Origin of the sequence: Planctobacterium marinum, from assembly GCF_020687805.1 — a bacterium.
Classification (GTDB): domain Bacteria; phylum Pseudomonadota; class Gammaproteobacteria; order Enterobacterales; family Alteromonadaceae; genus Planctobacterium; species Planctobacterium marinum.
The window spans coordinates 1002005-1026169 of sequence record NZ_JAJEWQ010000001.1; the positions used below are offsets into that span (position 1 = coordinate 1002005).

Here is a 24165-nt window from a genome sequence, read left to right on the forward strand (position 1 = left end):
AATCAGCTTAATTGCTGTAGGGACAGTTTGCGCTGCAAACCCAACAACAAAAACACTACAAATGGAATTGCATTAGTGCCAAAATGGAATCAATTAAATCTATCGCACAAGGCTAATGAATAAATTACGGGGCATGTTTCTGTTTAGTCGTCTGGCCGAACTGGGCAGCTTTGTTGCAGTGGCAGAAGAAATTGATTCCACCGCTTCAATGGTGAGCAAAGAAATTCAGAAACTGGAGCAGGACATTGGTGCCCGCCTGCTGCACCGCTCTACCCGCAAGATTCAGTTAACGCCTGTTGGAGAAGGTTATCTGGAGCGTTGCCGACAGATTTTAGCTCAGGTTAATGAAGCTGATGCCTATGTGCAGCAAAGTCAAAATAGTATGCGCGGAAAATTACGCATCAATATGCCCATGGTATTAGGTCTGACGGACCTGAGCCTGGTCATCGCCGACTATATGCGCACTTATCCCGATGTTGAGCTGGACATTCATTTGGGAGACGAAAGTGTGGATTTATTGGAAGGCGGTTTTGATCTTGGTTTTCGCGCCAGTAGTCAGTTACTGGATTCGGGATATGTTGGCAAACCTTTAAAAGCGTTTGATTATCATATTTGTGCTGCACCGCAATATTTAAAAACCCACGCCCCGATTAAAACTGTCCAGGATCTCACTCAGCACAACTGCTTTGAATACAGTTATTTCAAAGGTGGTAAGGTATGGCCGGTGGCACAGGGCATCAATATCAAGGGCAACCTAAAGGCCAATAACACGCTAATGATTCGCGACGCCGTGGAAGCCGGGCTAGGTCTGGCCTTTTTGCCCGGCTTTGTGGCCAAACCGGGATTAGACAGTGGTCGCTTGCAGGAAGTGTTAAAAGAACAACCTAAACCTAAGCTCACCCTGTACGCCCTCTATCCCAACAGAAAACACTTGCCGCCAGCGCTGTCTAAATTTATTGAATTTATTCAAAACTGGTTCGCCAAATCAGGTTAACAGGACTTAATTTACTTAAAACTCAGCTGCAAAGCTCTCTTTAGCAAACTGCACTTTTTTCTTTTCCCTGGCAGATTTTTTCGTTACCAGTGACAGGTTAAAATCATAGTTCAGCTTATCTGGTTTTATCAGTCGAATTTCACCGCGATTTAACTCCTGTTGGATTTGGCTTTGTGGCAAATAACCCAGATAACAACCTGACATCACCATCACCTTTCGGGTCTCAAACTGATAAGCCCTCGCAGACAAATTGAGATGTCGCAACTGCTCTTGCCCCATGTGATCAATTTCAATCCCGGGATGAATAGCCTGTTGTTGCTCCAATGTTGTTTCAGTAATATCCGAATCCAACACTGAAAACAGTGGATGATCTTTGCCGCAACACAGGAATATGGGCTCAGATACCAGCGGCGCATACTCCAGTCCGTCGATATTGTGATACGGCGGGATCAGGCCAACATGGGCTTTATCAGCCAACAAGGCTTGTTCAATGTTAGCCAATGATTCGATGTCCAGCACCAGATGCAAATTACCAGCTTGTTGATTAATTTTAGCGATGACTCTGGCGAGCTTTTTTTGGTATTCACCGGACAGCTGGTCCGAACAGAGTATCACCAGCTCGCCACTCATGGCTTTGCCCAGATTACTCACGAGAAACGAAAAATCCGTCATGGAGTCAAACAGCGTCAATGCCGCATGATACACCTGCTGTCCTTCTTCAGTCAGCGCAAAGCCCCCACGCCCACGACGACACAAGGTCAGTCCCATTCGGGTTTCCAGATTCGACATATGAACACTGATGGTGGAACGCGTGACATTTAGACTGGACTCTGCCGCCGCAAAACCACCGCTTTCAACCACGGTTTTAAAAATACGCAGCAGCCGTAAATCGTACTCTGTGATGGGTTTAGGAATAACCGAAGAACGTTTCAATGTTTTAACATCTTAAAACTGAATATACTTAGTTTGATTTTGAAGCCCATCGCTCTATAAATCAAGGAGGTGAGAAGTTTTCCTTGTATCATGTTGAAATTAAATCAACTTACAATTAGTTCGTTCTAAAAATCACTACAATTCTATGTTCGAAGTGCCTTTCCGGGGTTCCCTTTTAGGCGCTATAACTTCCGCTTTCAGAAGAAACAACAGTTAGAGATATCAGGGAAGATATCTCAATCAATGCCAGTATAGGGACATACTGTCATTGATGGTCACTGTTGTTCTGAAAGCGGAGGTTTTGCTTTTGCGCGTCAAGGGCTGCGGGGGTTTCTTAAGGGGTGTCGCAGACAACATCCCTTGAGGCGCTGTCGGCGCTCCGACATTACAACAAAAGACGTTGAAGTTAGCACTTTCTGCAAACAACATTCTTTTAATATGCCATCAACCAAAAATAGATTATGTGAAACCACACACAAAAGGCGACCCGCAGGCCGCCATAACTTACAACATGAAGCTGATGTTGATTAACTACAGAAGTTATAAATCTTATTTAATTCAATCACTGTGTTCACAAAAGTATGCTCGTGATTATCGCTGAAGAAATAATAATTGATATCACCAGGCAACATCACAATACCGATTCCTCCATAACCGGACATGTATGGGATCCAGGTATCATTGCTGCAACCCAGAGCCTGCTTCGCATTCCAGCCCCAAAATCCATTCTGATACTTATCGATACTGCTGCCCGCATCCAGTCCACGGTTGCTGGTTTGCTGCATCGCATCAGCCAGCAATGTGGGATCTAACATAGTGACGCTGTTAATTTTGCCATCGTCCTTGTTCAGGAACTCAGCCAGTTTTACGACATCATCGCGATGATAGGTTAAGCCATAGCCGGTATAGGCCTGTGCCGCAGTATCAAAAGTGCGTAACGTGGTATAGGTAACCGGACTCAAATCCAATGGTTTCCACAATTCTTCCACCAGCATATCTGCATAAAATTCCGCACCGCTGCCCTCCCAGGCCTGATAAAGCGCATTGATCCCCTTGCCTAATATATAAGTGTCTGTAGTGTGATACACCCATTTAGTGCCGGGCGTGGCTTTGCGGCTGTAACTGCAGGAGAAACTGGATTTCTGACTGTCGGTATAGGTTAAAAAGAATCCATTTAACATACCGGTAGAGGCTTCATCTGCCTGAAATGCATCTGAATCGTAATTACCGGTAGCCATATCCAATGTATCCTCCAGGGTAACATCACTCCACTGAGAGCCGCCACAGGAAGACACCCAGTTAGCCACCGAGACATCTTTCTGACTTCCGGCGTATTTGTGTTCCAGGCGCATAAGCCCAATACCACCCACTACCGATTTCGCGGTGGAATAAGACGGTAGTGCCATAACGTCGCAATAGGGATAACTGCCGTAACGGGTTTCACATCCGCCGGTGTAATGCGTACCATCCACCACAACACCAAAGGCGCTGCTATGGGTGGCTGATTGTTCACTACCAATCACAGATACCTGCAGGTTTGCAGTAGGATAATCGTTGTCCAGCTCGGATACAGGCTTAACCGGCATACGACTGGCGACTTCAGCTTCGTAATCCACCTGCAGTTGTTGTGCGCCGGTAACGGCGTATGGTGCATATTGCGCACCTAAAATCCCCCAACTGTTAAATTTAAAATAAGCACAGGTTTCGGAAGCAATTTGATAGGCAACATTGGATACCGAGCCATCGTCTTTAAACAGAAAGGTCATGACCCCGTTGTGGGTACAGTTTGCGCCGTTTTCCTGTAATGCAAATGGCAAGGCGACCCGTGAATAATTATTGTCGCTGTTTTCCTGCCAGACGCGACCAGGCTCAATAATATAAGACCAGGCCGGATGACTGGTGGCGATCAGACCTCGCTCTACCGGAATTAGGTGCGTTCCGTGCTGAACAAACTCAAAACTGAATTCGGGTAAATGTTCCGGATCTGTGTAAGAGCCCGCCAGACTGGTACCCTGCTCCACCAAATTACCAGTGGTACTTTCGTTTAACAATTCCAGCTCACCGGAAAACTGATGAGTTGGGTTTTTAGCTTGCGCCGGAACGGCAAAGGCAGAGAAGTCAGTTAAGCTGGTGTAACCAGAAAATAAAGTACTGTAGGTCATGGCGCTGCGACTGACATTGCCAGTACCATTCAGGCTGTCGTAGAGGCTGGTTTGTTGCTCACCGGTAATACTGATGTTGTCAGCCCAGCAATAATCGTTGGTCCAGTTGCCGGCGGCCCGCACTCTCACCTGTAACGCACTATTATCATCCAGTGCCACATTGCTGTAACTGCCGGAGTATAAGGTCACGCCATTATCCTGACCGTCCACCACCTGTACTACTGTTTGCCAACTAGTACCGCCATTGCTGCTGACTTCACCAATGCATTTGTCGCTGCCTTCCAACGAACTGGCAGCCATTTCGATACTCACATTGACGTTGCTGTAGCCTGCTGTGGAAACACTTTGAGTGGCGGTACGGGCACGGGTTAGGCGTAAGGAATAGTTACCTGCATAGACTGTCACCAGATTGCCGCCATTGCCAGACATTGTCCAGCCGTTGGCATTGGCATCCTGAAAGTCTTCCAGAAACACTTGTTCAGCGGTCGCTGACAGTGACACGAATGCCGAAGCCAGCACAAGGTATTTTATCGTTGCTTTCATTTTCTTACCTTTGTTCATTTTATGCCTGAACAAATATTAATCACAAAGACGAAATCAAATAGAGCCAGATTAAGCGTTTCGATTGGACCAGAAAGGTGCCCGGGTTTTCACAGGGCGGAATGATCGAAGTTGGTAGATTACTTCCTATCCAGTGAAATGGCGGGTCTAAAGGCAAACACCAGGCAAAGCAGCAGTCCTACTGTAGCGGCATTAATGAGCGGGCCATAGACTTCATTGCGTAACAATAAAGCTCCCACCAAAGGTCCGGAGGCGAGGCCCATTTTGGAAGCAAAACCGCCCATCGCCGCATATTGTCCGGCCTTGTCCAGTTCCGAGCAGATGCCAAACAAGTAAGGCAAGACAAACGCCCAGCCCACCCCGATAATGATGTTGCCATACAAATACACCGAAGCGATCTCGCTAAAATGCAATGCCCAGGTACACGCGGCCGTCACCAGAATACCAACGGTAAGGGGCAGCATTCGCCCGTATCGGGAGCCTAAAATCATAACCAGAAACGCGCCCACCAGCGCCACCCAACTGGCAGCTCCTAATGAAGGGCTCATAAATTCAATGGCCAAGCCTTCTTCTCTGCCAATGGCGATCATATAAGCAAATAAGCCCATATTGGCGGCCTGAAATAAAAAGATTGCGGTCAATACCAATACTAACAAAGACAAGTTAGGCAGCTTCATAAGGGCTAATTTAGGTCCCTTATGTTCGGATTTAATTTGGCTGTTAACCGGATAATCCGGCAGGAATATCAACATTACCAGACTGACTGCAGTAAACATCATAAGTGCATAAAACAATACGCTGGTGCCGTATTCAGGCACCAGACCGGGCAAATACATCAGCCCCAGGCCGCCCAACCCCCACTGAATAAACAGCAGATATCCAAAGGTTTTATCCGGATCAGTAGTGCGGGAAATAATGCCAAACCCGATCCCCACCAATAAACCGCCCAACAAGCCATGTAAGCCCCGCAGAGCAATCATAGCCAGCGGTTGAGCAATAAAAGTGGAGCTAAAATCAATTAACAAAATCGCCAACATCAGCCCGAATGACCACAACCGCCAGCGAATGTGCTTAATAGCAAACACCGCCGCCAATGCGCCTACTGATGCACCATAGAGATTCGCCGAACTGACATAGCCCGCCTGCTGACTGGTAAAACCTAGTCCATCCACCAGACCACTAACAACGGCAGGCATGATATTGATATAAAAAATACCGGCAGTGGTGAGAAAGGCCAAAAATACACTGGCGGCAATGCCATTGGCTGCCACATACCAAGGTTTGTCGGGATTCTGATTTTCTGTCAATGTCTGCTCCACCCTTGTCTCTCCTGTTATTGTTATATGTTAATGCGGCAAATATCCGCTAACTTGTTGAGTTCGATGGCGGCGTCACGCCAATTGTATTGATGCCCATCACTGACATAATAAAACTGCAAATCCGGGCGCAGAAACACCAGCGCCAATCCACCATAGCCCATCATGTAGGGCACATAATTATCTTGCTCACAGCCCAAAATGGGTTTCAGGTTGTAAGCCCAAAAACTGTTGTTATAACGGATATTGGCAAACTCAGTGGCCAGGGTGTTGTGAACGTGGGGCTGCAAGGTGTCGGACAGCATGTCTGAATGCAGCAGCGCTGCAGTAGCAGCAGGGTTTTGCCACTGTTGCTGTATAAAATCCGCCAGTTTGTGAAAATCGCCGGGCAGAAGGAATAAGCCATATCCGGCAAACGGTTGCTCAGTACTTCCCTGAGAGCGTCGGCTCTTTTGGGCCAACTCACTCAGCTGCGCCGCAGCAAAAATGCGCTTTACCAGCACATCGCGAAACACATCTGCGTCTGCATTAGCGCTTTTATCCTGCCACCAGGCCTGTAGTACAGCGCCTAACAAATAGGTATCGCTGGTGTGGTAGACAAACTCAGTGCCTGGCGTGGATTGGCGAGGAAATTGATTGCAGGCATATTGTAATTTCTGCTCATGGCTGGCAACGCTAAAAAAACCAGAACTATCGCTGCCACCTTCATCGACACCGTGTTGGCGTGACTGATAATTCCCGGTACTCATATCCAGCAAATGGCCAACGGTGACTCCCTGCCATTTGTCGATATTGGCTGCCGTGCGGCACTGTGCAATCCACTGCGTCACCGGGATAGACAAAATATCACCGTAGCTCTGTTCTAAACTCATCACTAATAAACCAGCAAATATGGATTTAGCCAGTGAATAGGAAGGCAACACCAACTGCTCACAAAACGGATACACACCGGCCCTTGTCATACAAGGTGTGGCATAATGCTCCCCCTGATAAATCACGCCCAGCGCAGATAAGGCCTGCTCTGGAATAAGATGCTGTAGCTGCAATCGAGCAAAATCCATTTCCTGGGCATGGTTTGCCAAATGCTGCAATGGCCTGATTTTTGGATTGGTTTCCGCTAACACAGGGCTATCAGCCATGGAGGGTATTTCTGTGCTGAACTCGCTGTGCTGCAGAACAACCTGACCTTTTCCCCAAAAATCAGCCTGAAAGTAACCACAGGTTTCTGAGCTAATTTGATAATAAAAAGTGCTTAGTTCAGTGCCCAGCGTAATATCCAGAAACAGCGCCCCGTTGTGCACACAATTTTGATTTTTTTCTACCAGAGCAAAAGGCAGGGCAATCTGTAACTGCGGACTTTGCTCAGACAATTGCACCACATTTCCTACACCCAAAATATAATCCCATGTTGGGTGCTGAGTTTCCTGTAATTGGCGGTTAACCGGTACTATGTGGTAACGCCGATTGGCATGAACACCGCCTGCGGGTTGCGGCGCATCTTCTGCCAGGATACGAAAGTCCAATTGCATTTCTGGCAACACTTGGCGCTTGTCACCAAAGCTGGGCGGAGAAGTGTTTTGTGAATACAGGTAGTCTTCGGGCTGTGAATGAATGTTAATATTTGCCTTGCTGACATCGGGCTGAAGCCTGATGCTACCGCTTTTTAGCGTAACCGGGATGTTGCTGTGTACCGGCAAATTAAACATTGCCATAGTACGAGGCGCAGAGTCTGTGATATCCGCTAATAGCAAGTTTTCTGCAACAAGCCTACCTGCCTTATTTGCTGCAAGCGGATTATCAGCCGCGAAAGCCGCGGCGCTGTAAACGCTTAACGAGAACCATGCTATTCCAATCCCGGCCAGGGCCATTTTATGCACAAACAGTGACCTTATCAGCAACACCCAAAACCGCATCAACAAGGCACTCCCAGTGCTTGTAACTGCTGTTGCAGAGGATGCAGGTGCGCTTCATATCGACGCCATTTATCCACAGAGCCTTGATGAATAGGCTGTCGAACTTGTGCTGCACTGGCGGTACTTGAAGGAGCCAGGTTCTGGTGAGTTTGCGCATATGCCTGGCGCCAGGTCAGATTACAATAGGTAAATAGCTTGTGCCCTTCCTGCTCAGGCTCAGTCACCAGTTTTTCATAGTTAAGGGTATAAACCGCTTTACCCATTGAGGCCAGCCACTGCTGCATTAACCGGTAATGTGCCGCATAGTATCGGGCCAGTTCATCCAGTTGATAGGAGAAGGGGTAGCCATGGGTAAAGAGGCTCTTATAGATGGCATAGCAGGTATCCATCGGAGAGCGTTGCACATAAACAATTTTCGCGCCGGGTAATGCCCGATGGATCAACGGCATGTTCAATGAATTCAACGGCAACTTATCAATAAAGTGCCGGGTGTGGCCGGTTTCAGGTCGGGTACTGTCGATGTACGACTGTCCCAATGTCGCAAAATCGATGCTCCCAGATTGCCGTATCAGTTCCTGGGGGCTTCTGGCCTGGTGTCCCTGTGCTTTAACCTTCTGCATCATTTGCAATGCAAAGTTATTCAGCTCACCGGCAATGTACACCTGAGGGTCCTGACTTAACAAACGCTCCACCAGCGTAGAGCCGGTTCTGGGCAAACCCAGAATAAAAATAGCTTCGTCATTTTCGTAACCGGCAACGGTATCTGCAGTGTAATCAAACCAATCAGCATCAAACTGGGTGGCTAATTGCGTTAGAATTGCTTCGTCTCTGGTGACATCATATTGCATGATACTGCGCCGGGCGTTGGCCCCTTGTTGCAAGGCTGTAAAGCTGTCGTCATATTCACCCATATCCTCCAGCTCTTTCGCCAGTGCATAACACACCTGAGCCGCAGGTAAAAATTGGCCTGACGTCTTAGCCAGTACCGACTCTAACTCAGTAATATGATTATTCTCATGAGTTTGCTTGCGCAACCCCGAACGCAATAATTGCGCTTCCGTATCCAGAGGATTCAGTTGCAGAGCTTTGTCCAGCGAAGCTTCAGCAGCATCAATATCCCCCAGATAACGCTGCACCGACGCCAGGTTAAACAACAGTTGCGCCCGTATTCCGGTATTTTCTGGCGATTCAGAATCCACTAATGCTAACGCTTTCTGATACCGTGCCTTTGCTTCGTTGTAGCGTTGCAGGCCATTGAGTATTAATGCTAATTCAGTGTAGAAATCCAAAGAAGATGATTGAACATGCAGCAACTCATCCAGTAAGTAGTTGGCGTCTGTGCGACACTGCATACGCAACAAAGTATGAGCTTTGTGCAATTGCCAGCGTTCATTTTCCGGTTCAATTTCAATGGCGGGTTCAATGTGCTGTAATGCCAGTTCAAACTGTTGCATCTGAAAGGCTAAAAAGCTGCTGGCAAACCAAACGTCTGCTGAACCAGAGCAACGTGCGATAAGATGATCACAGGCCTGACGCGCAGGTTTCGCTTGCTGTCGATTTATGATTTCCCAGACATCATCCAGCGCCGCTTCAAGCGCTGGCGTATTTGGTAGAAGAGATTCTGAAGATGATGAAAACTGCAATATAAACCGCCTGCTTTGAGAATTCACATTATTCGCGATAAAAAACAGGAAAGCCAGTGTTGCCACTGACCTCCTGCTCCCACGCACGACACATGAAGAAAATGCTCAATTAAAACCGATAAGTGGCACTCAAACCAATGGTTCTGGGCAAACTAATATAGTCTTTCGAGGAATTTGCCAGGAAAGCCTCTGAGGGCTCCGTACCCATATGCGATTCTGTGATTAAACCGGTAACACCCTCTTCGTTAGTGATATTCTTCACGTACAAAGACACGCTCCAGTCATCCGCCATCAAACTCATACTGGCATTAAATAGTGCAAAGCCATCAATGTCGGCCTGATGTTTAGGACTATCACCCAACCAGTTCACCGAATCAGACTGATAATACATATTGGCTCTGGAAACCAGATACATACCGTTATCCAGTGTGTAAGTATGATCGATGGCAAAACTTAAGGTGTGCTCCGGTGTTAAGGGTAGCTCAGCGCCATCGGCTGCCACCAGATAGGTGGGCGATTCGCTGGAAATTCCTGATGGCGCATAAAAATCACCGGTTAACTCGCCTTTCACAAAGGCATAACCTAACACGTAGTGCCACTCTGGACTCAGGTAGCCTTGTAATTCTAATTCCAGCCCCCGGGTCTCCGCTGATTCACCGTTGGCGACAGTAAAGAAGCCCCAGTAGGACGCCGTGTTTAATTGCGGATCCTGCCAGTCCATCATAAAGGCAGACAAGGTGTAGCTGTGTTGATTGTCCAGTAATGTGCCTTTCAGACCGATTTCATAGTTAGTGGTACTGTCAGAGTCGTAACTTTGCCATTCTGCACGCTCTTCCAGACTGCCTGACAGGGGTACAGCGTTAGCACCACCCCGTCTGAAACCTTCAGAAATAGTCGCGTACAACATGGTATCCTGACTTAAATCATAGGACGCATTGACCTTGAATAGCGTGCCATTTTCATCATCAGAGAAACTGGGATCGCCCCCCAAAAATGGCCAGATAGGTAAGGACAGCTCTGTGTCATTTTGGGTTTCAGTCTTAAAGTAGCGCAAACCACCTACCATGCGAAACTCATCAGAGAAGTGATAAGTCAGCTCGCCAAACAAGGCACTATCTTTAAATTCGACATTGCGCACATAATGAAAATCATTGTCGGTGTAAACCATGCCAAAATCGCCCATGGTGTCCCACCAGCTAAATGCTGCGCCAGCCCACTCCTGATAGCCTGGCATATAGCTGTCCTGGTACACGGTAGCATCCTGGTCCATGCGATAAACGCCAGCCACCCAGTCAATATTGTTGACCCGCTCGTTTGACACCAGGCGCACTTCCATTACTGTCGCTTCTTCATCATAACCACGCACAGCCTGGGCCATAGGTCGGGGTGAGCCGTAATACAGGCCGGTAAACCAGGCGTTTTTAGCATAAAAACCGGTGTTATCACTGACCGCCTCACCGCTGTGATCATAGCGAGATACGCTGGAAGTCAGCGTGGCAAACCCGAGGTTCCACTCCAGCTCCAGTGCTGATAATGATACATCTCGCTCTGATGGTTCCAGTTGCACCGCACCATTTTCATATTCACCATAAGCTTGTTCTGTGCCTGTGGTCCAGTGAGTGCCGCGCGTTACCTGACGACGCCCGCCGATCTTATCTTCCTGAAATTGGTGTGACGCCAGTAAGGTAGCGTTATCACTGATTTCAAACAAAGCTGAAACCCGCCCGTAATCAATATCAACGGTGTCAGCATCTTTTTTACTGGTGAATATAGGTCCACCTGCGGCAATATCGCCATTTTGCGCAGCTGGTGCGTAATTATTTTGGTCCAGTTGGTACAAGGTGGTGTAATCCACGATGCCATCGTTATCGATTTTGCCAAAGTTCGCTCTTACTGCGACTTTATCGCTAATGGGAATATTCACCAACACATCAGCGCCCAAATTATGGCCATCTGAGCCATCTGTCTGACCGTAATTCAGGCCTACTGAGCCAGAAAATTCCGAGGTATCCGGTTTGTTCATGCGGTATTTCACCGTGCCGGCCAACGCACCGGAACCGTACAGGGTGCCCTGCGGACCGCGTAACACCTCTACCTGTTCCACATCTTTCAGGATAAAGTTGGCGTATAAAGGTGTCTCGTTAACATAAGTCGCCACGGTAGGCACCGCAGATAAGGGCACATCACCGTTCGCGCCATTATCCACGTTAACACCACGGATAATCACACCGTTCACCGTGCCGGAGTTACGATAACCGCGATCAACGACGGTAATCCCCGCTACACCACGCATCATTTCAGAAGCATCGACAATTTGTGCATTGGCCAGTTCTTCGCCGGATACTGCAGAAATATTGTAAGGAATATCCTGAATTGATTGCGCACGACGGTTTGCTGTCACTTCGATAACTTCAAGTTTTCCTTTTTCAGCCTCGGCTTCCTGAGCAAAGGCTGCAGGTGTACCTGCCAGCAGAAGCGCGGAGGAAACTGCGCTGGTCAGTAGTGATTTTTTGAATGTGACGGTTTTCATAGTGTTATCCCATTGGTGTTATTTTTGTACAGTCACTCGCAGCCTAGAACAGAGTTAAAAATCTCACTAGTACCAGTTTGCGATGACAAATTGGTCCAGTAAGGTGTTATTTTTTCTCAACTGTATTTTGCTTTTCGCCGGGCATTTGCAATTTGCCCAACTCATTTAATCCGGACAACGCCGCTTTTTCAGCCTGATAAGGAGCAAAGCGAACCGTATTGTCACGAAAGCTCTTTAGCGGCTGGCCCAGCCCCAGAACACCGCGTTCGCGGCAACGGCGTACCCGCTCAAAATCAATTTCAATTGGCATAATTTCCGGATTTTCACCGGCCTGATGCAAAATATCGCCTTCGGGCCCTACAGCGACTGAGCGCCCGTTGCCCAGCTCACCGGCACAATTTATCGATAACACATAGCTTTGCTGCTGCACGGCTGTGGTTTGGCTCATAGCCACTTCCAGATGTCGGTCGATGGTGCCAGTTAAGGTGGGATATATCAGGCATTCTGCGCCCATACTTGCCAGGGTTCTGGCCATTTCGGGAAACCACAGGTCGTAACAAATGGCAATACCGATGCGCCCCTGAGGAACATCCACCACCACAAACTGCTCGCCGCAGCTAACGCCTTTTTCGTAAGGATAAAACGGAAATATTTTGCGATAACGAGCCACCACGTCACCATTGCGATTGATCACTGAACAGGTGTTGTATATCTTTTGCTCATCCCGCTCGAATAACGAGCCAGCCACCAGCCATACATCTTGCTCCAGGGCCAGTTGGCATAACTGCGCTTCGGTATTGCCGGGCAAGGCTTCCGCATTCGCGGGATCTGTGCCGTGGACGGCCAGTTCAGGCAACACCATCATATCCAGCCAGGGGAAGCGTTTTTTAGTCAGTGCCACCTGTTGTTGTATATGTGCCAGGTTATTGCCGTTGGATAGGGCCAGTTGCAATCCTGCAACAGAAAAATGAGTCATAAGTTCTTCTCAGAGCGGTTTTCATCAAGACTATGGGTCCACTTTAGGGGCATCCTGACAAAAACAATAGTACCAGTTGCATTCTGAGTATGGTGCCAGTTATGCCGGATAACCTTTCACCTGCAACTGCCTGACGAAACAATAGTGCTGATCAAACCATTTCATTTCATCGCCATCCAGAATGACATAATAGCCTTTGGTTTCACCATAGCCCCACAATTCCCAGCGACGATAATACATACCATTTTCTATCCACCAGACACCGGAATCCACTTCCGGGTCCAGTCCACCGGTACGGCCCGTCATACTGCCATCTGGCCAGAGTTCAATCTCACATAGCACGCCATACACCATTTCACATTCCAGTTGCACGCCGGGCAGCACCTTGTGCAATGCGGCTTCGTCCAGCAGCTTACCTTTGGCATTGCTGAGTTTTTCTTCGTGTTTAGCGGTGAGTTGATGGATCAGATCGGCCAGCTTTTCCACACCGGCGCGGATCTTGTTATTTTCAATACTGGTAATGCCCATGCGAAAACAGTTTTCAGGCGCCTGCTGTTGTGCAAAGTAGCGTTTAACCGGCTCAATGAGTATGCCTTCTTCCGCAGCTTTTTGCCGCAAGTGCTCACCGTCCAGGGTTTCAGGGCCAGTGATCCACCAGGCTGTGCCGCCTTGGGTGGGACCGGTATTGACACAGTTAGGCAAATAAATATTCAGGGCCTCTCTCAGGGTCAACCAACGTTCAAAAAACAGCTTGTGCAAATGCATCATGTAGGCATCGTAATGACCTAATGCCAGGAAATAGGCCACTGTGCGCTGACTGGATAACGGCGGATTGCGGGTAAACAGACGCCGCAATTTTTTAAGTTCAGCAATCACGCCAGAGTCCGCCACAATAAAGCCAATTTGCGAGGCGGAGACTAATACCTTAGACAAACAGGATACGTAAACCACCCGATTATCTCTGTCCAGACTGCGCAATGCCGGATGAGGTTGCCCCAGAAAATTACTTTCAAACTCAAAGTCGTCTTCGATGATCAGTAAATCCTGCTCCGACGCCTTGTTTAACAGGGCATCCCGACGGTCCATTGACATAGTCACACTGGTGGGAGTCTGGTGGCTGGGCGTTGTGTATAAAATGTCGCAATTATTGAGTCGGTCATCCACCAGGATACCGTTTTCATCCACAGGCTGATAAACAAGCGAGGCGTTATTTTTCAACAGCAAGTCGCGCATTTTGGGGTAGCCAGGCTCCTCTACGGCCACTGTGATGCTACTGTCGACAAACAGTTCAGTGACCAGATGCAAAGCCTGTTGTGCCCCCGTGGTAATTAGAATTTCTTCCCGCTCTGCCTGTATACCGCGCCGGGGCAAGATTTTGCTGCGGATCTCATCCAGTAACATAGGATCATCTTCAAACCCCTGCAACTTCGACCACTGCACAATTTCTTTGGTGGCGTTGGCTTTACTGTTAGCCTCCCGCCACTCTTTGACCGGATATAACGATGAGTCGTATTTGCCATCAATAAAGGGGTAGCTATAGCTTTGCCAGTTTTGTGGACTGGATACCGACGTCGTACTGGCAATGGCGCCTTTAAAGCGATGCGCATTGTCTCGCGACTGATGATTAAATAAAGAAGGCGGTGTTGCCAACACATTACGCCTGGCGATATCTTCACTGACAAAGATACCGCTGCGGTCCCGGGTGACGATATAGCCTTCTTCCATCAGGGTCTGATAGACCAGAACCACGGTATTGCGGGACACCCCCAGTTGTTCCGCCAGTTTGCGACTGGAAGGTAATTTGGCACCAGGTCGAAAAGATCCAACCAGTATCCCTTCCACCAACTTTTGTCTAATCTGCCCCTGCAGACTTTCATCACTGGTGGGGTCGATATGAATCAAACGATTGATCATAATGTTTTGCTATCTCCCCCACGGTGATCTTTTGATTTAAATTTTCTTAGCCAACCTGCAAAACAGGCTGTCAAACTCATCCAGTCCTTCCTGTAGCACCTCATCTGAGATGGTCAGGGCAGGCAAAAACCGGATTACATTGCCATAAAAACCACAGGCCAACAATATCAATCCTTGCTGCGCAGCCCCTGCGATGAGCGCCTGAGTTAGTGCAACGTTGGGTTGCTCAGCGTCTCCGTCAAGGCAAAGCTCCATAGCAATCATAGCGCCCTGATGACGTACATCAGAGATCAGCGCCGGAAATTCATATTGCAGTACCTTAAGGCGAGTAGCGAACTGCTCACCAATTAGGTTCGCTCTGGCGATCAGGTTTTCTTTTGCAATCACATCCAATACCGCCAGTGCCGCCGCACAACCTACCGGCGACCCGCCATAAGTGCCCCCTAAACCACCGGGTAGTGGCGCATCCATAATCTCACTTTTACCCACCACAGCCGCCAGTGGAAAGCCACCCGCAATGCCTTTTGCCATGGTGATCAAATCCGGCTCAACTTCGGCCTTTTCAATGCTGAACATAGTGCCGGTACGGCCAAAGCCCGACTGAATTTCATCGGCAATCAGTACAATTCCTTCCTCATCACACAGGTTGCGCAGCGCCTGCAAAAATGCCGGCGGTGCAGCGTAAAAACCGCCCTCGCCTTGTACTGGCTCAATAATTATTGCTGCTACGTCCTGAGGGGCGATATCTACCTTAAACAGGGTGCGTAACGCTTTCATCGCCTGCTCTGTGCTGACACCGTGTAAATCACAGGGGAATGGTGCGTGAAACACTTCCGCCATATAGGGACCAAACAGGTTTTTATAAGGCGTGATTTTTCCGGTCAGTGCCATCGCCAGGTTAGTACGGCCGTGAAAACCACCGTTAAAGGCAATCACGCCTCTGCGACCTGTATAAGCCCGGGCAATCTTGATGCAGTTTTCTACTGCTTCAGCGCCGGTTGAGACAAAAATGGCTTTTTTCTCCGAATCGCCAGGCGCTATTTCCACCAGTTTTTCTGCCAGCTCAACACCCACCTGATAAGGGTTAACCATAATACAGGTATGACTAAACTTTTCGCTTTGTGCCCTTACCGCCGCCACTACATCAGGATGACTGTGACCGGTGTTACACACAGCGATACCGGTAGCAAAATCAATATAGCGATTGCCTTCCACATCCCAGACTTCGGCATTTTTCGCACGCTCAACATATACCGGATAAACATTGCCCTGACCACGGGCAAATACCTTGCTTTTGCGTTGTTGTAATGACTGGTTTGTCACTGTTTCATTTAGCGGGTTCATAGGTTGATTCCTCCAAGACACAAATACTTAATTTCCAGATAATCATCCAGGCCATAGCGGGAGCCTTCACGGCCATTGCCTGATTGCTTTACACCGCCAAATGGCGCAGCGGCATTAGAGATGAGCCCTTCATTGATACCCACCATGCCAAATTCCAGCCCTTCCGCGACACGCCAGATCCGGCCGATATCGCGCGCGTAAAAATAGGCTGCCAGGCCATATTCAGTGTCGTTCGCCATGGCGAGCACATCGGCTTCATTTTCAAAGGCAATAATGGGCGATACCGGGCCGAATATTTCGTTACAGGCAATTGGCATGTCATTGCGCACCTGCGTTAACACTGTCGGCTGGTAAAAATTGCGTTGCGGCGTGGTTCCACCGGCAACCACTTTCGCCCCTTGCGCCACCGACTGAATGACCAAATCCTGCACCTGCTCCGCCGCCTGCGAGGAAATCATGGGACCAATTTGTGTGCCTTCAGACATGCCATCGCCAACTTTTAAAGCTTTAACCGCCTTTACAAACTTTTCAGTGAAAGCCTCAAGAACCTTGTTTTGTACAAAAATACGATTAGTACAGACACAGGTTTGCCCGGCGTTGCGGTATTTGGAATCCAGTGCGCCCTGTACCGCCGCGTCAATATCGGCATCATCAAAGACAATAAACGGCGCATTGCCGCCCAGCTCCATGGAGACCTTTTTAATGCCTTCTGCACATTGGGATATCAACTGACGACCCACCTGAGTAGAACCGGTAAAAGTAAATTTGGCCACGTCGGGATGCTGGGTCAGCACTTTGCCCATGCCTCTGGCATCATCGCCCACCACCACGTTAAACACGCCCGCAGGAATGCCTGCCCTTTCGGCCAATTCAGCCATGGCTAGCGCCGACAAAGGTGTTTGTGTTGCCGGACGCACCACGAAGGTACAACCAGCCGCCAGCGCTGCAGCGGCTTTACGGGAAATCATGGCATTCGGGAAATTCCAGGGAGTAATGGCTGCCACCACACCCACCGGCTGCTTAATCACCAGGATGCGCTTGTCACCGGAGGGCGCCGGAATAGTGTCGCCATAAACCCGCTTAGCTTCTTCAGCAAACCATTGAATAAATGCCGCACCATAAGCGATTTCGCCGCGAGCTTCACCCAGAGGTTTACCCTGCTCAGCAGTCAGAATCTGCGCCAAATCGTCCTGATGCTGCATCATCAGGGCGTACCATTTTTGCATCAAAGCAGCACGCTCATTAGCAGAGGTTTTTGACCAGTCAGCAAAGGCTGCTTTGGCGCTTTTTACCGCCAGTTCAGTTTGTTCAACGTCAGCGTTGTGTACCCGGGCGATAACTTCACCGGAAGCCGGATTGGTTACCGGGAGCTGAGTATTGCTGCTGTGCCAGCTGCCGTTGATATAAGAAAAGTGTTTGAGTAATGCATCATCATGCAAACGCATTGTGTTTCACCTGTCATGTCATTGCGAATAGGTGAATTAGAGCGGGATCAGGCAACAGATAAAATACAAAACTTTCAACTTAATGTTTTATCCAATTAAAACTTTATATCACTCCGCATGACATACCAGGGCAAAAATACCCTGGCTTAAAAAACTTCTATGTATGGCTAAATAGCCCTGGATTTGGAGTATTAAAAGTGTCCGCTGCGGACACTTTTTCTGTCCGCGGACACTTTCCCAGTGAGACGAAAAATATTTATTCGTTTATTTTCAATGACTTACAAATTGGCACGGTACTGGCTATTTTTTCTGTAAATTTATCGAAGGAATGCCACTATGTTGCTATTACAGTTTTTTACTACGCCATTGACCATCCTGGCCTTTGCATTTTGTGTCGCTTTGTATGACGACTATTCAGCATTAAAAAGGGGCCAACAATGATACGGGATACAGGCGCACAAGATGTAGTGATGGCGACACCCCGCAAGGGCAAAATAAAGTGGATAGTCGCAGCTGCGGTATTGGTGATCGGAGCCGTATCCGCCAATGCATTGATAAACAGCAGTGACGCCAGTTTATCGATCGAACGCGCGACGGTACAAATTGCCACAGTAGAAAAAGGCGAATTGATGCGAGACATCGTGGCTACCGGACGCGTTGTAGCAGCCAATGCCCCCCAGCTATACAGTCCTGAGAAAGGGTTTGTAAACCTGCAGGTAAAAGCCGGTGAGGATGTTAAGACCGGTCAGGTGGTCGCTACAGTGGACAGCCCGGAGTTAGATAACCAACTCAAACAGGAGCGCTCTGAGCTGGCACGCCTGGAAGGTGAGCTGGCGCGTAAAGAGCTGGACACCCGACGTCAGTCACTCACCATATCCAAACAGGCGGATTTAGCAAAACTGGATCTGGTGGCTGCCGAAAGGGAAAACCGCAGAGCACAAATATCCATAAAAGATCATTTGATTAATCAGATTGATCTGGAAAAAGCCAAAGATGAACTGGCGCGTGCGCAGGTTACTTTTAAACACGCAGAGCAGGAAGTGGCACTGGCCAAAGATACCCTTGCCTTCGAACTGGAATCGGTGCGCAATACCATTGAACGACAAAAACTGGTGGTATCTGAACTGGAACGTCAGGTAGAAGCCCTCACGATTAAGGCTACCGTGAATGGCATGGTTGGGAGTCTGTTTGTGCAGGACCGTACTCTCGTAGCAGCCAATGATTCATTGATGACCCTGGTGGATCTCAGTGCTTATGAAGCTGAAATCAATGTACCCGAAAGCTATGCCAATGATTTGGGCTTAGGGATGGATGTTGAACTGAAATTAGCGAATAAAACCGTTACCGGCACGCTGTCCGCTATTTCACCTGAAGTAACCAACCGCGAAGTCACAGCCCGGGTTAAATTCAGCCACGACAACAACATGGGCATACGCCAAAACCAGCAGTTATCAGCGCGGGTATTACTGGAACAAAAACAAGATGTATTAAAAGTCCGACGCGGCAGCTTTACCCAATCTGGAGGTTTTGTGGCTTATCGTCTGGAAGGCGATATCGCCCGACGCATCGATATACAACCGGGTGCTACCAGCATGCGGGAAGTAGAAATACTCAGTGGGGTACAACCCGGCGATCAGTTAATTATTTCAAACTACGAAGAATTTGCGCAAGCCAACTCAATTTTGTTGCGCTAAGCCATTAACTATTACAAGACAGAATAAACAAGGAATCCACTATGTTAAGTATGCAAAACATCAGCAAAATGTATCAGACTGAAATGGTACAAACTCACGCCCTAAAAGACTTTAACCTGGAAGTGGATGAAGGTGAATTTATCGCCGTAACCGGCCCGTCAGGTTCAGGTAAAACCACCTTCTTAAACATCGCCGGCATGTTAGAGCCATTTACCGGTGGTACCTATTCTCTGGATGGTGTGGATGTGGGCAGTCTGTCAGATAACGCCCGTGCTGATTTGCGCAATCAGAAAATTGGTTTCATCTTTCAGGGCTTTAACCTGATCCCCGATTTAAACCTTTATGAAAACGTTGAAGTGCCGTTGCGCTATCGCGGTATTAAATCCGCAGAGCGCAAGCGCCGCATTGAAAGCTGCCTGGAGCAGGTAGGCCTGGCCAGTCGTGCCAAACATTTGCCGCAACAGTTGTCCGGCGGTCAGCAACAACGCGTGGCGATTGCCCGTGCCCTGGCGGGCGAGCCGCGCTTTTTGCTGGCCGACGAACCCACCGGCAACCTGGACAGCCTGATGGCCCGTCAGGTGATGGAGCTGCTGGAACAAATCAATCGCGATGGTGCCACTATCATCATGGTAACTCACGATCCTGAGCTGGCTCGTCGGGCACCGCGCAATGTACAAATCGTCGATGGCCAGATGGCAGACATTACTCTGTATCAACGCAATGGTGTTGAACCTATGCAAAAAATAGCAGGAGCCTGAGATGTTTTTACACTATCTGGATTTAAGCTGGCGCAGCTTTAAGCGCACTCCGGTGGTCAGTGTATTGATGGTATTTGCCGTTGCTGTGGGTATCGGTATCACCATGACCAGTTTGTCGGTGTATCACATGATGTCGATGGATCCCATTCCTGAAAAAAGTGATAAATTATTCCACCTGCAGTTACAAACCATGGAAGGCGAACAAACCCGTCGCGGCTCGCCAGATGGTTTACCCTACCAGATGACCTATCAGGATGCCGTGGCATTGAGCAATGCGCCCATTCCTGCACGCAAAGTACCCAGTATGAAAGCCGGTTTCTCGGTTCATATGAATACACCAGAGGTTAAACCCTTTATTGAAACTGCGCGCATGACCAATCGCGATTTCTTTGACATGTTCAACCTGTCGTTTGTGCATGGTGGCCCCTGGACACTGGAACAACAAGACAATGCCACACCGGTAGTGGTAATAAACGAAGAAATCAACAATCGTTTATTTGGAGGCGCGAACTCTGTTGGCAACATGATCTATCTGGATAACCGCAGTTATCTGGTTGTCGGTGTCATGAAGCAATGGAAACTCAATATCAAGTTTTATGATGTCAATAACGGCGCATTCCACGATGCCGAGCAGTTGTTTCTGCCCTTTTCATTAATCGCTCCCTTTGAAATAGACACCTGGGGCAACACCAATGGCTGGAAAAGTGAAGAAACTAACACCTTTCAGCAAAAAATGCGCTCTGAGGATCTGTGGATTCAGTTTTGGGCTGAGTTAAACAACGAACAGGAAGAGCGCGAGTATGGCGAATTCCTGATGAGTTATATGCAGGAACAACAAAAATCAGGTCGCTTTGACCGTGACCAGCTGGAATACGCTCTGCGGGATGTGTTGGAGACTATGGATTACCGTGGTGTGGTATCTGAAGATAACCGTATTTTAGTCGGATTAAGCTTTATGTTCCTGGCCGTATGTCTGGCCAATATTTTAGGACTACTACTGGCTAAATTTTTACGTCGCGCTCCGGAAGTAGGCGTTCGCCGTGCCCTGGGAGCCAGTAAAACCCAGGTTTTCTATCAACACTTAGTGGAAGTCTCGTTACTGGGACTGATGGGTGGCATCGTTGGCATTGGCATTTCGCAACTGGGTTTATGGGGTGTACGTTTGACTCAGGACTATTACACCGAACTCGCCACCATGGATATCACCATGCTCATAGCCGCCCCGGCTATTGCCATTACATCCTGCGTCATAGCCGGTTTGTATCCAGCCTGGCTGGTGTGCGGAACCACGCCTGCCACTTACCTGAAAACTCAATAGGAGAGCCAACATGTCTGAATTAAAGCCTATTTTTAATGCCCTGTTGCGCTCCAAAGCAGGCGCACTGATGCTGCTGTTTCAAATCGCGATTACCACAGCGATAGTCAGTAATGCGGCATTCATCATTTATGACCGGATGACTTATCTGAACAAAGAAACAGGCTATCCGGAGGAAGAACTGTTCTATTTTCGGGTCACCAGTTTTGAGGAAAACGCCGATTACAATCAACAAATTGAACTGGACGAAGCCCTGCTACGCAATATACCGGGCGTGATCAATGCCGCGAACTTCACAGCGGTGCCATTAACCGGTAGTGGCTCAAGCTCCAGCTTTAGTGTTGTGCCAGAGCCCGAAGAAGGCCGCTCTGCCAATGCCGCCTATAGCATGTCGGATCACAACGCCATAGAAACTTTGGGTGTCAAACTCATAGCAGGTCGGGACTTTACTGAAGAGGATGTGGTGTTTGCCCAAAATTACGACAAGCTCCCTACGGTAGCGATTGTCAGCAAGGCCTGGGCGGAAGAACTGTTTCCCGATGAAGACGCTTTGGGCAAGGTATTTTACGTGCGCAATGCTCCGGCTAAAATTATTGGTATTGTAGAGCAAATGACCGCCCCCTGGCCAAGTAGCAACGTGGCAGAAAAAGTGGTTATTTTTCCACTGATTAACGGAACAGCCAGACAAAAATTCATTGTCCGTGCTCATGCCGGTGAGCGGGCCGCCATAATGCGACAGATTGAAGATTTGATGCTGCAGGAAAACAATCAACGGGTTATCACTTCACTACAGGGATTAGATGAGGCCAAAGCAGAATACAATGCCTCTGATACATTGATGTTGAGAATGCTGGTTGTGTTAATTGTCGTTTTAGTGTCTGTGACAGCACTGGGGATCTTTGGATTAACCCTGTTTAATATCAGCAAGCGCACTAAACAAATTGGTACCCGCCGTGCCATCGGCGCCAGAAAATCAGACATCATTCGTTATTTCTTACTGGAAAATACCATGGTGTGTCTGGCGGGCTTAGTCCTTGGCTGTATCGGTGCAATATTGGTAGCGCATCAGTTAATGGCACATTATTCCCTGCCTGCGCTAGATTATGCCTATGTTGTTGGTACCGCGTTGTTTGTATTGCTGATCAGTCTCTTAGCGGTTATTGTACCCGCCAGAAGAGCTGCCAATATCTCGCCCAGCATCGCCACTCGTAGCATCTAAGCCGCCCTCAAAAGCAGCGCCAGACGCCACTGGCGCTGCTAGGCAACAAACAAAGACATAAACACCGGGAAATATGGATAAGATACTGATTGTTGACGACAATCCCGCCGTGCTGGATGCCCTGTCACTGATGCTGGAACTGCACGGTTATCAACCTGTGACCGCTGCCAGTCCCGCAGAAGCCATTCAGGCCGTGGATCACCAATGCATTACACTGGTGATTCAGGACATGAACTTCTCCGCTGATACAACATCAGGCGAAGAAGGTGTTGCATTGTTTTATCAATTGCGGGAGCTTAACCCTCACCTGCCTATCATTTTGATCACCGCCTGGACCGAGCTGGAGCAGGCAATAGGACTAGTGAAAGCCGGTGCGGCCGACTATATCGCCAAGCCATGGGATGACAGTAAATTATTAACCAGCGTGGCCAACCTGATCGAACTGGGCAAAGCCAAAGCGCAATCGGCGCAACTGGCCCGGGTTAAACAGGCACAGCAAAATGCCGTTCAGGCGGCACAAGATATTGGCTTAATTTACGCCAGTGAACCCATGCAACGCACTGTCGATATGGCTATTCAGGTGGCCCGCTCTGATGTATCGGTACTTATCACTGGCCCCAATGGTACTGGTAAAGAAAAAATTGCTGAGCTGATACAATCACAATCCCCCCTGAAACAGCAGCCCTTTATAAAAGTCAATGCCGGCGCGTTGCCCAAAGAACTCATCGAAGCAGAGTTGTTTGGCGCAGAAGCCGGGGCTTATACCGGCGCCAATAAAGCCCGTATCGGCCGTTTTGAAGCCGCGGATGGCGGCACGTTATTTTTAGATGAAATCGGTAACCTGCCACTGGACGGGCAAACTAAACTGCTCAGAGTCTTGCAAACTGGCGACTTTGAACGCTTAGGCTCAGTGGTAACCCGGCATGTTAAGGTTCGGGTGGTTTCAGCCACCAATGCCAATTTGCTCAGTATGATAGCCAGTGGCGACTTTCGCGAAGATTTGTACTATCGCCTCAACGTAATTGAGTTAAATGTGCCTGCCCTGTGCGACAGGCGCGACGATGTGTTACCCCTGATAAACCACTTTTTGCCCGGGCGGGAAATCAGTAAGACGGCGCAAAAGCAGCTCACAGATTACGACTGGCCAGGTAATGTCAGAGAGCTGGAAAACGCCTGCAAACGGGTGGATGTGTTAAAGCCAGACGGTGTATTAGAAGCTGAAGATTTTGCCCTGTCAAAACCTGCAACTCAAACCGTGAATTCACCGCTTAGTACCCATCAGACGGCAACTTCTGTAGCCGCTCAGGCCGAGCCTGGCAAACAGGACTTACTGGATGCCATGAAAGCGCATCAGGGTATTATCGCCAGAGTGGCTAAGCAGTTTGGAATGAGCCGCCAGGCCTTATATCGCCGCCTGCAAAAATTTGACATAGACTATTAACGCCGTA

General features: G+C 48.6%; 16 protein-coding genes. 6 read left to right on the forward strand and 10 right to left on the reverse strand.

From position 1 onward, the window contains the following. Positions 1 to 115 precede the first annotated feature (115 nt). On the forward strand, positions 116 to 994 hold the full coding sequence (locus LJ740_RS04545; RefSeq protein WP_229527856.1) for a LysR substrate-binding domain-containing protein: 879 nt from the start codon (positions 116 to 118) through the stop codon (positions 992 to 994). A gap of 15 nt (positions 995 to 1009) precedes the next feature. Here the strand turns inward: LJ740_RS04545 and LJ740_RS04550 are convergent, their stop codons facing one another. The 10 genes from LJ740_RS04550 to LJ740_RS04595 form a co-directional block, all read right to left on the reverse strand. Then, positions 1010 to 1927 carry a LysR family transcriptional regulator gene (locus LJ740_RS04550; protein ID WP_229527857.1) on the reverse strand — a complete coding sequence of 306 codons (918 nt, stop codon included), beginning with the start codon at positions 1925 to 1927 and terminating at the stop codon, positions 1010 to 1012. Positions 1928 to 2454: 527 nt separating this feature from the next. Further along, entirely contained in the window at positions 2455 to 4632 is a 2178-nt protein-coding gene (locus tag LJ740_RS04555; protein ID WP_229527858.1) for a beta-lactamase family protein, read from the reverse strand. 137 nt (positions 4633 to 4769) lie between these two features. Then, the gene (locus LJ740_RS04560; RefSeq protein WP_229527859.1) at positions 4770 to 5957 is read right to left on the reverse strand and encodes an MFS transporter; all 1188 of its coding nucleotides are present in this window, start codon (positions 5955 to 5957) and stop codon (positions 4770 to 4772) included. Between the two features lie 32 nt (positions 5958 to 5989). Beyond that, on the reverse strand, positions 5990 to 7834 hold the full coding sequence (locus tag LJ740_RS04565) for a serine hydrolase (RefSeq protein ID WP_229528044.1): 1845 nt from the start codon (positions 7832 to 7834) through the stop codon (positions 5990 to 5992). A 44-nt stretch (positions 7835 to 7878) separates the two neighbouring features. Beyond that, positions 7879 to 9588 carry a tetratricopeptide repeat-containing sulfotransferase family protein gene (locus LJ740_RS04570; protein ID WP_229527860.1) on the reverse strand — a complete coding sequence of 570 codons (1710 nt, stop codon included), beginning with the start codon at positions 9586 to 9588 and terminating at the stop codon, positions 7879 to 7881. Positions 9589 to 9631: 43 nt separating this feature from the next. Then, positions 9632 to 12052: a TonB-dependent receptor gene (locus LJ740_RS04575; protein WP_229527861.1), complete on the reverse strand. Its 2421-nt coding sequence runs from the start codon at positions 12050 to 12052 to the stop codon at positions 9632 to 9634. A 106-nt stretch (positions 12053 to 12158) separates the two neighbouring features. Continuing rightward, a complete protein-coding gene (locus tag LJ740_RS04580; RefSeq protein WP_229527862.1) occupies positions 12159 to 13028 on the reverse strand; it encodes a carbon-nitrogen hydrolase family protein in 870 nt (289 codons plus the stop codon). A gap of 99 nt (positions 13029 to 13127) precedes the next feature. Beyond that, positions 13128 to 14942, reverse strand: a complete 1815-nt coding sequence (pdxR, locus tag LJ740_RS04585) for a MocR-like pyridoxine biosynthesis transcription factor PdxR (protein ID WP_229527863.1) — start codon at positions 14940 to 14942, stop codon at positions 13128 to 13130. 36 nt (positions 14943 to 14978) lie between these two features. Then, positions 14979 to 16265 (reverse strand): 4-aminobutyrate--2-oxoglutarate transaminase, encoded by a 1287-nt coding sequence (gene gabT, locus LJ740_RS04590; RefSeq protein WP_229528045.1) that lies wholly within the window; start codon positions 16263 to 16265, stop codon positions 14979 to 14981. Positions 16266 to 16282: 17 nt separating this feature from the next. Continuing rightward, positions 16283 to 17731: an NAD-dependent succinate-semialdehyde dehydrogenase gene (locus LJ740_RS04595; RefSeq protein ID WP_229527864.1), complete on the reverse strand. Its 1449-nt coding sequence runs from the start codon at positions 17729 to 17731 to the stop codon at positions 16283 to 16285. 437 nt (positions 17732 to 18168) lie between these two features. Here LJ740_RS04595 and LJ740_RS04600 point away from each other — a divergent pair, with 437 nt between their 5' ends. From LJ740_RS04600 to LJ740_RS04620, 5 genes are all read left to right on the forward strand, one after another. Beyond that, positions 18169 to 19425, forward strand: a complete 1257-nt coding sequence (locus LJ740_RS04600; RefSeq protein ID WP_229527865.1) for an efflux RND transporter periplasmic adaptor subunit — start codon at positions 18169 to 18171, stop codon at positions 19423 to 19425. Between the two features lie 41 nt (positions 19426 to 19466). Further along, positions 19467 to 20183, forward strand: coding sequence for an ABC transporter ATP-binding protein (locus LJ740_RS04605; protein WP_229527866.1), 717 nt, complete (start codon positions 19467 to 19469; stop codon positions 20181 to 20183). A gap of 1 nt (position 20184) precedes the next feature. Continuing rightward, on the forward strand, positions 20185 to 21501 hold the full coding sequence (locus tag LJ740_RS04610; protein WP_229527867.1) for an ABC transporter permease: 1317 nt from the start codon (positions 20185 to 20187) through the stop codon (positions 21499 to 21501). A gap of 10 nt (positions 21502 to 21511) precedes the next feature. Further along, positions 21512 to 22717, forward strand: coding sequence for an ABC transporter permease (locus LJ740_RS04615; RefSeq protein ID WP_229527868.1), 1206 nt, complete (start codon positions 21512 to 21514; stop codon positions 22715 to 22717). A gap of 73 nt (positions 22718 to 22790) precedes the next feature. Further along, a complete protein-coding gene (locus LJ740_RS04620; RefSeq protein ID WP_229527869.1) occupies positions 22791 to 24158 on the forward strand; it encodes a sigma-54-dependent transcriptional regulator in 1368 nt (455 codons plus the stop codon). The last annotated feature ends 7 nt before the right edge of the window (positions 24159 to 24165 follow it).